This is a genomic window from Kitasatospora sp. NPDC048715 (assembly GCF_043198905.1).
GTDB lineage: Bacteria > Actinomycetota > Actinomycetes > Streptomycetales > Streptomycetaceae > Kitasatospora > Kitasatospora lactacystinica.
In genome coordinates, this window is record NZ_JBICVH010000021.1 from 1 (window position 1) to 14637 (window position 14637).

The 14637-nt window shown below is 73.8% G+C and carries 12 protein-coding genes; 3 read left to right on the forward strand and 9 right to left on the reverse strand.

The window, feature by feature from the left end; genetic code table 11:
• Window positions 1–204 precede the first annotated feature (204 nt).
• Window positions 205–855, reverse strand: coding sequence for a hypothetical protein (locus ACGFSC_RS33585; protein ID WP_359905242.1), 651 nt, complete (start codon window positions 853–855; stop codon window positions 205–207).
• Window positions 856–955: 100 nt separating this feature from the next.
• Here ACGFSC_RS33585 and ACGFSC_RS33590 point away from each other — a divergent pair, with 100 nt between their 5' ends.
• A complete protein-coding gene (locus ACGFSC_RS33590) occupies window positions 956–1603 on the forward strand; it encodes a helix-turn-helix domain-containing protein (protein ID WP_359905239.1) in 648 nt (215 codons plus the stop codon).
• Between the two features lie 5 nt (window positions 1604–1608).
• Window positions 1609–2361, forward strand: coding sequence for an RNA methyltransferase (locus tag ACGFSC_RS33595; protein WP_359905236.1), 753 nt, complete (start codon window positions 1609–1611; stop codon window positions 2359–2361).
• 40 nt (window positions 2362–2401) lie between these two features.
• Here the strand turns inward: ACGFSC_RS33595 and ACGFSC_RS33600 are convergent, their stop codons facing one another.
• The 5 genes from ACGFSC_RS33600 to ACGFSC_RS33620 all read right to left on the reverse strand — a co-directional run bounded on the left by ACGFSC_RS33600 (window position 2402) and on the right by ACGFSC_RS33620 (window position 8974).
• Window positions 2402–3745, reverse strand: coding sequence for a peptidoglycan-binding protein (locus ACGFSC_RS33600; RefSeq protein WP_359905233.1), 1344 nt, complete (start codon window positions 3743–3745; stop codon window positions 2402–2404).
• Window positions 3746–3902: 157 nt separating this feature from the next.
• Window positions 3903–4811 carry a pyridoxamine 5'-phosphate oxidase family protein gene (locus tag ACGFSC_RS33605; protein ID WP_359905230.1) on the reverse strand — a complete coding sequence of 303 codons (909 nt, stop codon included), beginning with the start codon at window positions 4809–4811 and terminating at the stop codon, window positions 3903–3905.
• 32 nt (window positions 4812–4843) lie between these two features.
• Window positions 4844–5314, reverse strand: a complete 471-nt coding sequence (locus ACGFSC_RS33610; protein ID WP_359905227.1) for a VOC family protein — start codon at window positions 5312–5314, stop codon at window positions 4844–4846.
• Window positions 5315–5509: 195 nt separating this feature from the next.
• Window positions 5510–6517, reverse strand: coding sequence for an XRE family transcriptional regulator (locus ACGFSC_RS33615; RefSeq protein ID WP_359905225.1), 1008 nt, complete (start codon window positions 6515–6517; stop codon window positions 5510–5512).
• Window positions 6518–6817: 300 nt separating this feature from the next.
• Window positions 6818–8974: a protease pro-enzyme activation domain-containing protein gene (locus ACGFSC_RS33620; protein WP_359905222.1), complete on the reverse strand. Its 2157-nt coding sequence runs from the start codon at window positions 8972–8974 to the stop codon at window positions 6818–6820.
• A gap of 256 nt (window positions 8975–9230) precedes the next feature.
• On the opposite strand from ACGFSC_RS33620, the gene ACGFSC_RS33625 reads away from it, so the two are divergent.
• Window positions 9231–9797, forward strand: a complete 567-nt coding sequence (locus ACGFSC_RS33625) for a CGNR zinc finger domain-containing protein (RefSeq protein ID WP_359905219.1) — start codon at window positions 9231–9233, stop codon at window positions 9795–9797.
• A 97-nt stretch (window positions 9798–9894) separates the two neighbouring features.
• Here ACGFSC_RS33625 and ACGFSC_RS33630 read toward each other — a convergent pair whose 3' ends face one another.
• The 3 genes from ACGFSC_RS33630 to ACGFSC_RS33640 form a co-directional block, all read right to left on the reverse strand.
• Window positions 9895–11385 (reverse strand): FAD-dependent monooxygenase, encoded by a 1491-nt coding sequence (locus ACGFSC_RS33630; RefSeq protein WP_359905216.1) that lies wholly within the window; start codon window positions 11383–11385, stop codon window positions 9895–9897.
• 145 nt (window positions 11386–11530) lie between these two features.
• Window positions 11531–13231: a phenylacetic acid degradation protein PaaN gene (gene paaN, locus ACGFSC_RS33635; protein WP_359905213.1), complete on the reverse strand. Its 1701-nt coding sequence runs from the start codon at window positions 13229–13231 to the stop codon at window positions 11531–11533.
• 160 nt (window positions 13232–13391) lie between these two features.
• The gene (locus ACGFSC_RS33640) at window positions 13392–14630 is read right to left on the reverse strand and encodes a hypothetical protein (protein ID WP_359905210.1); all 1239 of its coding nucleotides are present in this window, start codon (window positions 14628–14630) and stop codon (window positions 13392–13394) included.
• Window positions 14631–14637: the final 7 nt, after the last annotated feature.

The window sequence follows — 14637 nt, forward strand, 5'->3', positions numbered from 1 at the left end:
GGGCGTCGTTGGCAGTCTGAAAATCACCCGTCACGCCCCTTTCCGCACCCACCCCCTGCGCCGCCCCCTTCCGCAGCGCGTCCCTCTCGCGGGGGAGGGAGGGGCCCGATCGCGGTGTGGGGGTGCTCCTCTCGGTGGGGGTGGTGGGACGCCTTTCGCGGTGGGGGGTGGGGGTGCTCCTCTCGGTGGGGTGGGGTGTTGGGGTCAGGCGGCGTGGGCGGCTTGGAGCCAGTTGGTGAACTCGCAGGCGAAGTGCCACTGGTGGCCGGTGGGGAGGAGGTCGGGGGCGGCTTCCGGGAACTGGACGGTGAGGCGGATGCGCAGGCCGTCGGGGGTGTCGGCGAATTCGTGGAGGACGTGGAGGACCTCGGTGCCGTCGGCGAGGGTGCCGGTGCCGCCGATGCGGACCGGGAAGGTGTCGTCGCCGGGGAGGTCGTGGTGGAAGTGGAGGAAGAAGCGGGCCGGGCCGGTGCCGATGGTTTCGATGATCTCGACCTGCTCGCCGGTGGAGTCGGCGAGGTAGTGCTCGGGGTTGGCGGCGAGCAGGGCGGCACGGTCGCCGTCCTGCAGGCGGGCCTGCCACCAGGTGAGGAAGGCGTCGGCGTCGATGCCGGTGGCGGTGAGTTCGGTGACGGCGGTGCGCCGGCGGCCGGCGGAGGCCCGGGCCCAGCCGGCCAGGGCGGTGTCGGCGGCGGTGGTGTCGGGGGTGAGCAGTTCGCGCGTCCGGTCGTCGCCGAGGCGCTGCTTGAGCAGGCGCAGGGCGGCGCGGGCGCGGTCGAGTTCCCAGGCGAGGACGGCCTCCCGGGGGTGGGGGGTGCCGTCGATCTCGGTGCGGATGGTGAGGCCGGGCTGCATGGCGTCGCTCCTTGAAGAGGGCGAGAAGGCGGAGGAATTTTCTCCGCTTCTGGTGACGCTAGCATAGGGGGAGAGATTTTCTCCGGTTAGGGAGTTGTGGATGAGGGCCGACGCGGAGCGCAGCCGGCGCAGGATCCTGGACGCCGCCTGCGAGGTGTTCCTGGAGCGGGGCCCGGACGCCCCGTTGGACGCGGTGGTGCGGCGGGCCGGGGTCGGCCCGGGCACGCTCTACCGGCGGTTCCCCGACCGGGAGGCGCTGGTCCGCGAGCTGGTCACCGACCTGCTGGCCCGGCTCACCGAGGCCGCCGAGCAGGCGCGGGCGGCCGAGCCGGATCCGTACCTGGCGCTGCGCCGCTTCGTGCACGCCGCCGCCGATCTGCGGATGGGGGCGGCGATCGTGGTGCTGTTGGAGCACCTGGTGGTGGACGAGGAGCTGGTGGCGGTTCGCCGGGGCACCGTCGTGGCGGTCGAGGGGCTGCTGCGGGCCGCGCGGGAGGCCGGGCGGCTGCGCCCCGGCGTGGGGATGGGGGACCTGGTGCTGCTCTGCGTCCGGGTGTCCCGTCCGCTGCCGGGGGCGCTGGCGGCGCTGGACGCGGACGGCTCCCTGGTCCACCGGCACCTGGACCTCGCGCTGGCCGGGTTGGCCGGCGAACCGGACGGACCGCCGGGGCGGGCGTTGGGCTTCGACGAGGTGATCGCCGCGGCCGGGCGGCCCGGTGAGCCGGTTCCGGGGCGGGTGACAGAGTGACCGCCATGGACGAGGACGAGCTGGTGCGGGCCTGGCGGGCGGGCGAGCGGGAGCCGGGGGCGGTGCTGCTGGACGGGTTCCACGCGCTGAAGCACGCGCTGCGGTTCGGCGGCGAGGTGCGGCGGGTGCTGACCGCCGACCGGGCGGCTCTGCTGCTGTTGGCGGGTGAGCTGGCGCCGGATGTCGTGCCGGCACTGGAGGGGCTCGCGGTGGAGGTGCCGGAGGCCGTGCTGCGGGGGCTGGTGCCGCGGTTGCACCCGACCGGGGTGGCCGCTTCGGCGGTGCGGCCCGGTGCGCGGGCGAACCGGGCGGTGCTGGCCCGTCGGCCGCGGGCGGCGCCGGTGGTGGTGCTGGAGAATCCGCGCAACCTGGGGAACGTCGGGGCGGTGATCCGGCTGGCGGCGGGGTTCGGTGCCACCGGGGTGGTGACCACCGGGGACCTGGATCCGTGGCACCCGAACGTGCTGCGGGGCAGCGCGGGACTGCACTTCGCGACCGCGGTCGAGCGCTTGGATCCGGAGCAACTGCCGGACGGGCCCCTGTACGTGCTGGATCCGGAGGGGGCGGACATCCGGGACGTGCCGTTCCCCGACGAGGCGCTGCTGGTCTTCGGCACCGAGCGGCACGGCGTGTCGGAGGAGCTCAAGGCGCGCGCCGACCACCTGGTGGCGGTGCCGATGCAGCCGGGGGTGTCCAGCTTCAACCTGGCGACCAGCGTCGGGATGGGCCTCTTCCACTGGATGTCGGGGCGGCGCTGAGGCGCGGTGCCCGGGTGGGCACCGCGCCCCGGCGGGGCCGTCAGGAGAAGAGCCGGCGCCAGGTGTCGGGGCCCGGGTAGCCGTCGGCCTCGCTGCCGCGCCAGCCCTGGGCCTGCTGGAAGGCCTGGACGGCGCGGCGGTCGCTCTCCGTCCAGCGCGGGCCGGGGCCGACGCCGTACGAGCCGCCGAAGCCCTTGCGGACCAGCTGTTCGCCGAGCAGACGGACGTGGTCGTTGTTCTGGCCGGGGCCGAAGTACCGCGCACCGGGGAAGGCCGAGCCGCCGGTGGTGGGCGGCGGGGGCGGCAGCGGGGTGCCGCTCCCGCCGCCGATGTCGCGGCCCTTGCCGTTGACCAGGTAGTCCCAGGTGTCCTTGCCGGGGATGCCGTCGGCCTCGTTGCCGCGCCAGCCCTGGGCCTGCTGGAAGGCCTGGACGGCGCGGCGGTCGGCCTCGCCCCAGCGCGGGCCGGGGCCCTCGGAGTAGAACGCGGCGCCGCCGCGCCGCACCAGCAGTTGGCCGAGCTCGGTGACGTACGCGTTGTTGGCGCCGGGGCCGAACTTGGCGGTGCCGGGGAAGGCGGTCGAGGAGGTGCCGCCGCCGCCGTTGCCGCCGGCGGACAGGCCGGTGTAGCGGTACGGGACGTAGCCGCCGGAGTTGTTCCAGTACGCGTACGGGGTGGAGCGCTTCTTGGTGGCGGGGCCGGTCTGCTCGTAGGCGACGTACTTGGTGCGGGAGGAGTCGGTCCAGCCGCCGAAGATCGTCACGTGCGAGCCGGCCTGGGGGTTGGCCGGGTTGTTGTAGATGAGGACGTCGCCGGGCTGGAGGTCGTTCTTGCCGATCCGCTCCGCGAAGTCGGGCAGTGTCCAGGTGGTCTGACTGCTGCCCAGGCCCCAGGCCATCGAGACGAAGCCGGAGCAGTCCTGGCGGTAGCCGTCCGACCAGTAGCGGCTCATGCTGTACGGCACGCCCTGGTCGACCCAGGTCTGGGCGCGCTGGATGATCTGGGCCCGGGTGAGCGGCGCCGCGGCGGTGCGCGGGGCGGCGAAGGCGCGGGCGCCGGGGGCCTGGCCGTAGAGGCCGCTGACCTCGCCCTGGGGGGTCTGTGACCGGGCGCTGCTGCTGCCGCCCGGGGTGGGGCCGGGCGCGGGGGCCGCGGTGGCGGAGCCGGCGGCGGCCGTTCCGCCGCCTATCGCGGTGCCCACGGCGGCCATCAGGACGGCGGCCCGGCGGCGGACGCTGCGGGCGGCGGCGTGGCCGCCCTCGTGGACCGGCGCGGCGTGCAGCCGTGCGCGTCGGCGGGCGTTGCAGCCCCCGCATATGCAGTCCTCCGCCGGTTCGACGTCGTCGAACTCGATGAGCGGGGACAGGGGGTCGGTCAGGGTCATGCTCCGCCTCTTTCCCGGACTATTCCGCGTGTTATCCGGACCAAAGTCCCAAAGCGGGCGGGATGAGTCACGGTGGGTTAGGCCGAACGGGTGAGACCCGTTCGGCTCCCGAGCGTTGCGTCGATCGGCGGGAGGGCCCAGGGGAGGTGAGGCGCGGTCAGCGCGGGATGGCGGCCGAGTACTCGGGGTCGCTCCAGGTCAGCGGGGTGGCGTCGACCAGTTCGACGACGCCGGTGACGGTCAGTTCGACCATCCGTTCGGCGCCCGGGACGCCCTGCCGGGCCTCCTCGGACCAGTCGGCGCGGGCCTCGCCGGTCACCAGCAGCGCCCCGCCGGTCTCCCAGTCGGGCAGCAGCAGGCCGGCGCGCGGGTCCAGCTCCAGGTTCCCGAGCGTCAGGAACATGCTGTTGCCCGGGTACTCCGGCCAGCGCAGCCGGTCCGGTGCCACCGGTCGCAGGAAGCCGGGGAGGCCGCCGCGGTGGGAGGCGTCCACGCTGCCGTCCGGGCCGGTGCTGGCGATGAAGAAGGTGTCCGCGGTGGCCGCCGCCAGGCGCTGCGCGGTGGTCAGCGCCGGACCGGTGGCGACCGTGCGGGGCGGGCCGGCGGCCGGGCGGTCCGTCGGGGTGCGGCGCTGGATGTACTTCGGGCAGTTGGCGACCACCTCCTCGGCGTGCACCAGCAGCCCGCCCCGGCCGTCCGGGACGGAACGCCCGTTGAGCCGCATCCGGCGCCGGCCGGCCGGGTCCAGTGCGATGGTGCCGACCCGCGCCGGGCGGTCCAGGGCCCCGGCCAGCGGGTCGGCCCCGGCCGGGAGGGCGGCGACGGCCAGGGTGTGTTCGTCCGGGGCGGAGAGGAAGCCGGCCGGGCCGGCCAGCTGGGTGGCCCAGACCCGGCCGTCCCGGTCGGCGGCGCCGACGACCAGCATCCGGCGCTCGGTCAGGAAGCGGGCGGCGACCGTCGGGACGGTGCGGCGGATCGACCGGCCGGCGTGGTCGGCCCGTCCGGTCCGGTCGGCCCGGGCCTGGACGGTCCGCTCGCCGGGGTGGTACGGCGTGCTGGTGGTCATGGTCGGCTCCCTGGCGGTGGTCGGGGCGCGTTCTAGAAGAAGCCGCAGGTCGGGGCATCGGCGGTGGGGGCTTCGGCCTCGGTGCCGTCCACGCCGGTGCGGGTGTAGACCTCCAGCCGGATGCCGTCCGGGTCGGTGAAGAAGATGCCGCCGGAGGACGAGCCCTCGCTGTGCGGGACGACGCCGTCGTAGGCGAACTCCGCGCCGAGCCCGCGCAGCAGCCGTTCGGTGGCGCGGACCTCGTCGAGGCTCTCGACCTCGAAGGAGAGGTGGTGCAGGCCGGGGCCGGTGGTGGCGAAGGTGCCCGCGCTCTGCTGCCAGAGCGTCACCACCAGGCGGCCGTCGCGGCCGAGCAGGGCGTAGCGGCGTTCGGGGTCGGTGCCTTCGGCGGTGACCTCCAGGCCGAACACGGCGCGGTAGAAGTCGAGCGAGCGGGCCAGGTCGGTGACGTTCAGTCCCACGTGGCCGGTCTGCAGGGTGCGGAGCTGGGTGGTGGCGGACATGCCTGGTCACTCCCGGAGGCTTCGGGGTCCGGCGAGGCTGCTGCCTAACCGGTACTCATGAGAGTAGGAGTTAGGTGATGCAGCGTCAACCAGTGAACGGCGGTGGAACGGTTAGGTTTTGCGGCGGGCGCGCGAAAGCCCCGCCGGGCCTGACGGTCCCGACGGGGCTCGGAAGGAGGGAGGCCCGGCCCCTGGCTAGGCCCACTCCCAGCGGATGCCGATGTGGCCCGGCTGCTGGTCCGGGGCCAGGACGTGGGCGCTCGCCGAGGCACCGATCCACAGCTGTTCGCGGCGGTGGTCGACGTCGGCGCCGGGCTCGCGGTCGTAGCGCTCGCAGTGCGCGGGGACGGCCGCCGGGTCGAAGTGCACCTGGAGCACGTACTCGCGCACCGGGCTGGCGAAGCGGCGGCTGTACTCCATGGTCGGGCCGCCGGGCGGGATCTCCACCTCGTACTCGAAGACCGTGCTGTCGCCGAGGCCGAGCGGGCGGTCCAGCATCAGCTCGGCGACGATCAGCCCGGCCTCGGGGCGGCGGCGCACCCGGCCCAGCCGGCCGTGCCGCACCGAGGTGATCTCCGGACAGCCGGCCGCCTCCTCGTCGGCCATGTGCACCACCAGGCAGCGGCCGACGCCGCCGACCGTGGCGCGCACCACCTGGCGCATCCGCAGCAGGTTGCCGCGCCGCTCGGCGTCCACGTAGTAGGAGTCGTGGATGCTCAGCCGCTCCAGCTCGCCGGCCGGCGGGGCGTTCAGCTCGGCGAAGATGTTGGCGATCTCCTGCTCGCCCGGCCAGACGTCCTCCAGTCCGAGGTGGCAGGTGTTGGCCGCGGCGGCCCAGCGGCCGCGCGGGCGCGGCGGGCCGAGCAGGGAGGAGAGCGCGCTGTGCGGCAGACCGAGCAGTTCCTCCAGCAGGTGGACGGCGCGCAGCGAGCTGGCCCGTTCGGGCTGGCTGCGGCCGCGCCGCCAGTAACTCAGGGTCGTGACACTGACCCTGACACCCCGTCCGGCGAGGGCGGCGCGGATGCGGTCCAGGCTGAGGCCGCTGGCCTCGATGGCCAGGTGCAGGGTGTCCGCGAAGCCGCCGACCGGGGCGAGCCGGCCGGGCGTTGGTGCGGGGGCGCCGGCGGGAGCCGGTCCGGGGCGCTCCGTGTGCGACCCGACCAGCCGCAGTCGCGCGGCGTCCTGTGGTTGCTGTGCGGCCATGCGGTGACCCTCCCCACCAGGTGAGTTCGGCGGGACCGGGCCGGCGCCGGGGCGCGCCGCCAGCGGCTTCACCGAGCTTTGGGGAACCCTATGCACGGTCGAGAGGCTACGTCATCAGTCGTGCGTATGACAGTGGTCACGGCAGGTGGACCGAAGGGTTAGCGATCTTGAAACAGTCCGGAAACACGAGCCGCCGACCTGGGCCCGCACACCGCCGTGGGCGGGCCCGGACGGACACCGCCGGGGCGGGCCATGACGGCTCCGCCCCGGCGGGGGTTCGGTGGTGCTACCGGTCGGTGATCAGCTCACGTTCAGCGCGACGTCGTCGATCACGAAGCTGGTCTGCTGCGACGAGTCCTCGGTGCCGGTGAACTTGATGGTCACGGTCTGGCCGGCGAAGGAGGTCAGGTCCAGGGTGCGCTGGACGTAGCCCGCGGCGGCGTTCGCGTTGGAGTAGGTCGCCAGCGTGGTGCTGTTGGCCTGGACGGTCAGCTTGTCGTACGCGGTGGTGCCGGTCTCCGCGGTGTCGATGTGCAGCCAGAAGGTCAGCTTGGCGGAGGCGCAGCCGGCCGGGATCGAGACGGTCTGCGACATGGTGTCGGTGTGGGCCGAGCCGTAGCCGTTCATCCAGGCCTTCCAGCTGCCCGAGTGGGCCGCCTGGGAGGAGCTGTTGTCGACCACGCCGCTGGAGGTGGTCCAGGGGGAGGCGGTGCCGGTCTCGAAGCCGCCGTTGGTGACGAGCTGGGCGGCGGTGCAGCCGCCGGACGGCGGGGTGGTGCCGCCGCCGAGCAGGGCGGTGGTCAGCGCGTCGGCGACCGGGGAGCCCCAGCCGGTGACCTGGTCGTAGCCGGCCTTCGCGGAGAAGTCCTGGTTGGCGCCGGTGGTCACGTCGTGGAAGGTGCTGCCGTAGGCGCTGCTGTTCGCGACCGAGTACAGCCGCGGGCTCGCCTCGCCCAGGACCGGCTGCCCGGCGGTCTTGGCCTTCTGGTTGAACTGGGCCGCGTAGCCGGACCAGAGCGGCGCGGCGGCGCTGGTGCCGCCGTAGACCTGCCAGCTGCCGGCGGTGTAGATCGCGAAGCCGCTGGCCGGGTCGGCGTTGGAGGAGACGTCCGGGACGGTGCGCATGGTGCCGCTGACACCGGTGCCGGTCTGCCAGCTCGGCTTGGCGAACACGGTGGAGACGCCGCCGCCGGCGGTGCTCCAGGCGCTCTCCGAGGAGTAGGCGTTGCCGCTGGAGACCTTGAGGTTGGTGCCGCCGACGCCGGTCTGGTGCGGGCTGGAGGCCGGGAAGTCGACCGCCTTGACGGAGGAGCCGCTGGTGGAGCGGGTGCAGTCGCGGGAGCCGTCGTCGCCGGAGGCGGAGAAGATCGAGATGCCCTGGGCGGCGGCCTGCTTGAAGGCGTTGTCGACCGCGGTCATCGAGGCGGCGGTGGTGTCCGGCTCGCAGGAGCCCCAGGAGATCGAGACCACCGAGACCTTGTTGTCGGTCACGATCTTGTTGGCCATGTCGATCTCGCCCTGGTCGCTGTTGGGCGCCTCGTAGACCAGCTGGGTGGCCTTGGGCGCCGCGCCGCGGACGATCTCGCTGTCCAGCTCGACCTCGCCCTGGCCCTGGCCGGGGGCGGAGTCGTAGTTGGCGCCGTCCACCGAGACGGTGGAGACGGCCGGGCCGGACAGGCCGTACTGGGAGTCGTAGGTGGTCAGGTTGGTCTTGCTGTAGCCGTCGAACTCCCACAGCGCGACCGTGGTGCCGGTGCCGTCCGCGCCGGTCCTGTTGAGGTTGTACGCGCCGGTGTACTGGGTCGGGGCCATGCCGCTCGGGGTGGCGGTCGCCGCGTTCGGGGTGACCGCGTTCGGCGTGGCGATGCGGTTCTTGCGCACCGCGTGGTTGTCCAGGCCGCTGATGCCCTGGACCACGGCGGCCAGGTCGGAGGGGATCGAGGCCGCGGCGTCGTTGGCGAAGAAGGCGCGCTGCAGCTGCGGGTCCAGGTACGAGCTCTCGTGGGTGCCGAAGGCCTGGGAGACCTGGGCGGCGGTGCCGTGGGCGTTGACCACCTGGCGGTTGGCGCTCACCTCGCCGACGGTCAGGCCCTGCTGGGCCAGGTACGTCCTGACCTGGTCGACGGCGGCCTGGGTCGGGCCGAACCGCGCGGTGAACTGCTCCGGCGTCAGGTAGTGGCCGTACTCCGGGGTGCCCGGGGTGGCGACGGCGGTGAGGAAGCGGTCCAGGGCGTCGCTGTCGCGCAGCTTCAGGCTGACGGACACCGCGATCTGCTGCGCGGCCGGAACGTCACCCTTCTTCTCCGAGTGGGCCACCGCGGGGTTCACGGTGTTCGGCAGGGCGACGCGCGGGGTGGCGTTGGGCGTGGCGGCCTGCGCGGTGGAGACACCGAGCGAGACGGCGGTCAGCGGCAGCACGGCTATCGCCGCGGCGAGGGCAAGGGAGCGGGGACGCAACGGATCCTCCTCTGGCCGGCTGTGGGGGCCGGCAAGGGGCCAGGCGTTCAGGGGGTCGAGAACGCTGGCTCGAACATGACAGAACCCGTGTGCGAATTGGCTCATGGCCGGGCAATTCGTTGCTAAAAAACAGTCAACTGTGGAGAGTGGGAAACTCGGCGGTTCCATACAGTGAATGGATGGGATTCCGGGGCCGGTCCGGCCCGGTTCGGCCGAGGGGGGCGGACGTAGAATCGGACCGAGCCGAGGGAGAGCCATGACCGATGCGCAGCCCGACCCGAGGGACCCGCGACCGCTGATCGGCGAGCCGCTCGCGCTCGACCTGCTCAACACCCGCTGGGCCGGAACGCCCGTCAACGACCTGCTCACCGACGTCGAGGGGTACGCGATCTGGCTCTCCTCCGCCGGGCTGGGCGGACGCTGCGCGGCCGACGAGGCGGGCCTGGCAGCGATCCGGCAGACCCGCGAGGCGATCCTGTCGGCCGCCCGGGACGCCCGCGAGCAAGGCGAGTTGGGCGCCGCGGCGCGGGACGGACTGGACGCGGTGCTGGCGCGCGGACGGATCCGGCGCACGGCGGCACCGGGCGGGGCCGAGGACCGGATCGAGGCCGACGGGCCGCAGTGGCTGGCGCCCTGGCTGGCGGCGGACGGCTTCCTCGCGCTGCTCGGCGAGGGGGCCCACCGGATCAGGCAGTGCGCGCACGAGGCGTGCATCCTGCACTTCTTCGACGCCTCGCAGAACGGCCGCCGGCGGTGGTGCCGGATGGCGGTGTGCGGGAACCGGGCGAAGGCGGCGCGGCACTATGTGAAGGCCCGGGGCTGACGGGCCTGCGGGCTGACGGACTGACCGGCGGGTCGGCGGGCGGGCCGGAGCAGTGCGGGCGGACGCGCGACTCGGCGCGCGCCCGCCCGCGGGACGGTCAGGCCGGGCTGCCCAGCCAGTCGGTGAGGGCGGTGCGGAGCTCGCCCTGGCCGGGGTCGACGGCGCCCCAGGCGACGTAGCCGTCCGGGCGGATCAGCAGGACGGTGTCGCGCAGCTTGCCGTGCGGGTCGGCGGGGGCGGCGCAGACCACGCGGTCGGTCCAGGGCTCGGCGGCGGCCAGCTCGTCATTGCTGACCAGGACGAACTTCCCGGCGCGCAGCGCCTCGTAGAGCCGCTCCGGGGCGGCGGGGGCGCCCTCGACGGGCTTGCTCAGGGCGGTCAGCCGCAGGTCCGGGACGCGCTTGCCGACCTGCGGGTGGGCGTCCTTGGGGGCGGGGTAGGAGATGCCGATGCCGGAGACCAGCCTGGCGCCGCGCTCGGTGACCGGGTCGAGGTGGCCGCCCAGCGCGGTCAGCGCCCCGCGCAGGGCGCGGGTGGGGGCGGACTCGGCGAGCGCCAGCCGGATCAGCGCGCCGGAGGTGCGCAGCACCGTCCGGCCGACCGGGTGCCGCTCGGTCTGGTAGGTGTCCAGCAGGGCGTCGGTGGCGTGGCCCCGGAGCGCGGCGGCGAGCTTCCAGGACAGGTTGGCGGCGTCCTGGAGGCCGGTGTTCATGCCCTGGCCGCCGGCCGGGGAGTGGCAGTGCGCGGCGTCGCCGGCCAGGAAGACCCGGCCGGAGCGGTAGTTGGGGGCCTGTCGCTCGTCGCTGTGGAAGGTGGAGCTCCAGCGCACCTCGTGCAGGCCGTGGTCCTCGCCGAGGATGGCCCGGGTGAGGTCGGTGAGCTGCTCGGTGGTGGGGGTGGTGCCGTCCGGGTACCGCTCCTCGCGGTCCCAGGCGATGATCCGGAACCAGCCGTCGCCGAACGGGGCGATGAAGGCGAAGCCGGCCTGGTTGGCGCCGACGGTGATCGCCTGGGCGGGCTCGCGGTCCAGCCGGACGTCGGCCAGCACCACCGAGTCGACCACGGACTCCCCGGGGAACGGGATGCCCAGCAGGTCGCGGACGGTGGAGTGGACGCCGTCGGTGGCGACCGCGTACGCGGCGCGGTGGCTGTGCCCGTCCCGGGTCTCCAGCGTCACGCCCTCGGCGTCCTGGTGCAGCCCGGTGACCTCGGCGCCGCGCAGCACGGTCGCGCCGGCGTGCTCCGCGCGCTCCAGCAGCACCCGCTCGACGTTGTACTGCGGGGTGATCAGGACGAACGGGAAGCGGGTGGGCAGCGAGCCGAGGTCGACGCCGAAGCGGTCGAACATCCTCAGTTCGGCGAGCGGACGGCCGGTGGCGATCAGCTCCTCGGCCAGGCCCCGGGCGTCCAGCAGCTCCAGGCTGCGGGCGTGCACGGCGAAGGCTCGGGTGAGGTTGGACTCGGTGGCCCGCTTCTCCAGCACCGTGACGCCGACCCCGGCGGCGGCGAGGTCGCCGGCCAGCAGCAGTCCGGTCGGTCCGGCACCGACGATCAGGACGTCGGTTTCGGTCGTCGGCTTCACGGCCATGTATTCAGCTCCCGTTCCTCGGAGGGCGGTCGGACGCCGTTCCCGGCGTTCTCCCAGCCTCCATCATCGCGGGCGCCGTCGGGGCTGTGAACCGCCGGGTCCCGGCGGCGGGTGACCGCCGGGATCCGGGTACGGGTCGGACGGCTCAGGCGTGCCGGCGGATCTCCACCGTGCGGAACCGGTTGGCGACGAACGCGCCGTCGCAGTAGGCCGCGTTGGCGGCCGGGTTGGCGCCGGTGCCGTGCAGGTCGGAGAAGGCTGCGGTCTGGTTGGGGTAGACCCCGCCGGTGAGGTTGAGCGAGAGCGAGACGCCGGAGTCCAGCGCGGCCTCGACCAGCAGCGCCTCCACCGCGGGCGAGGTGGTGTAGCCGGAGGCGGTCATGGCGCCCTTCTCGCGGACCGTGGTGCGCAGCAACTCGACGGCGGCGGCGGTGGATTCGACGGCGACGGCGAAGGAGACCGGGCCGAAGCACTCGCTGCGGAAGACCGCGCGGTCGTCCGGCTTGTCGGCGTCCAGCTTGACCAGCGCGGGGGTGCGGACGGTCGCGCCGGGGAAGTCCGGCGAGGTCACCGCGCGCGGGGCGAGGGCGAGTTCGCCGTACTCGCCGCCGGCCGCGGCGGCCGAGCGCTGGAGCACCCCGGGGTTGACCACGGCGCCGAGGATCGCCGCGGCGCGGGCGTCGTCGGACAGCAGGCCCTCGATGGCGCCGGACAGGTCGGAGACCACCTGGTCGTAGGACTTGTCGCCCTGGTCGGTGGCGATGCCGCCGCGCGGGATCAGCACGTTCTGCGGGGTGGTGCACATCTGGCCGCTGTAGAGCGAGAGCGCGAAGGCCAGGTTGCCCAGCATGCCCTTGTAGTCGTCGGTGGAGTCGATCACCACCGCGTTGACGCCGGCCTTCTCGGTGTACACCTGCGCCTGCTTGGCGTGCTCCTCCAGCCAGTCGCCGAAGGCGGTGGAGCCGGTGTAGTCGATCAGCTTGATCGCCGGGTGGACGGCGAGCGCCTGGGCGACGGTGCCGCCCTCGTGCTCGGCGGCCAGGCAGACCAGATCGGCGTCGAAGCCGGCCTCGGCGAGCACCTCGCGGGCGATCCGCACGGTCAGCGCGAGCGGCAGCACGGCCCGCGGGTGCGGCTTGACCAGCACCGGGTTGCCGGTGGCCAGCGAGGCGAACAGGCCCGGGTAGCCGTTCCAGGTGGGGAAGGTGTTGCAGCCGATCAGCAGCGCGAGGCCGCGCGGGACGACGGTGAACTCCTTGGTCATCACCAGCGGGTCGCGCTTGCCCTGCGGCTTGGTCCAGCCGGCCTGCCGGGGCAGCCGGGTCTGCTCGGCGTAGGCGTAGGCGACGGCCTCCAGGCCGCGGTCCTGGGCGTGCGGGCCGCCGGCCTGGAAGGCCATGCCGTAGGCCTGGCCGGTGGTGTGCATGACGGCCTGGGCGAACTCGTGGGAGCGGGCGTTGATCCGGTGCAGGATCTCCAGGCAGACGGCGGCGCGCTCCAGCGGGGTCGCGGCGGCCCAGCCGGGGCGGGCGGCGGTGAGCGCGGCGATCAGCGCGTCCGGGGCGGCGTGCGGGTAGGTGATGCCCAGCTCGACGCCGTACGGGGAGGCCTCGCCGCCGACCTGGTCGCCGTCGGTGGGGTGGCCGTCGAGGGCGAAGGGCTTGCCGAGCAGGGCGTCGAAGGCGGCCTTGCCGTCCGCCGGGCCGCTCTCGCCGTAGGCCTTCGGGAACTCGGGGTAGGGCGACCAGTAGTCGCGCTCGGTGGCGGCGGTGAGCGCGGCGTCCAGGGTGGCCTGGTGGCGCTCGACCAGCTCGCTGACGAGGGGGTGGGTGACCGCTGCGGACATCTGTGCGCTCCTCGGAGGGCCTCGAAAAGCAGGACGGGACACGTCACAGAGTAACCGAACGATCGGTCGGCTCAAGGGGGTGCAGCGGGGGAATCCGGCGGGAACGCACAGGGGGCGCGTCCATGGCGGACGCGCCCCCGTGGGCTCGGGTGGTCCGGGTCTACGGCACGCCGAGCTCGAAGAGGACGTACCCGGCGTACCAGCCGGAGGCGACCGCGCCGGTCCCCAGGACGGTGGCCAGCACCGGCAGGCTCAGCTTGCGCATCGCCACCGCCAGCGCGATGAACAGCGGGAACACGGGCATCAGGTAGCGCGAGACGTTGCCGAAGATGCCGAGGCTGCCGAGCACCGAGACGATCGTGGCCAGCGTGTAGGCGGTCAGCACCAGCGGCGGGCGCAGCCGGACCAGCAGCACGATCAGCACCGGCAGGCTGAACACGATCAGGGTGGCGAGGAGGTCCGGCACCGGGAAGCCGTAGGGGTAGTCGCTGCGGCCCAGCATCACCCCGCGGATCGCGTGCCAGGTGCCCTGGCCCCAGTCGAAGTAGTGCATCCAGGCGTCCTGCTGGATCCGGAAGTAGCCGCCCCACTCGCCCGTCCGCCAGCCCACCCAGCCGACGTAGCCGAGCAGGCCGACCGGGGCCAGCACCATCGCGGTCAGCGGGCGCAGGACGCCGCTCTCCCGGCGGTACAGCTCGACGATCGCGGCCAGGCCGACGGCACCGATCAGGGCCGCGGAGGTGGGCCGGTTGAGCCCGGCGACCAGGGTGATCACCCCGGCGGCGATCCACTGCTTGGTCATCACGCAGTAGCAGGCCCAGGCGGCCAGCGCGACGAACAGCGAGTCCGAGTAGACGGCCCACTCGGCTCCCGACCCCGGGACGATCGCCCAGATGCCGGCCGCGATCACGCCCGAGCGCGCGTCCGAGGTGAGCTTCTCCACGACGGCGTAGATGCCGGCCGCGGCGAACAGCGAGGACACCACCGAGACGAGCATCCCGGCGCCGTACAGGCCGAGGCCGGTGGTCTCCGAGACCATCCGCATCAGGCCCGGGTAGAGCGGGAAGAAGGCGGCCGAGTTCTGCTCGATGGTGTAGCCGATCGGACCGTTGGGGATCGGTACGAGCGCCGGGTGGTAGCCGAACTGCGCCACCTGCTGGTACCACCAGCCGTCCCAGGTGGCCAGCACGTCCCAGGGGTTGGCGCCGCCGCCGAACCGGGCCGGCTTCTTGGCGTAGTCGCCGGCGAAGGAGAGCAGCTTCATGAAGACGGTGAAGCCGATCAGCTTCAGCACCGCGTAGCACCACACGGCCGGTCCGTAGCGGACCACCAGCCGGCGGCCGCGTTCCTGCCAGGTGCGCCCGGTGTCCGCCGGCTCCTCGCTGCGCTGCTCTGGCATGTCGGAG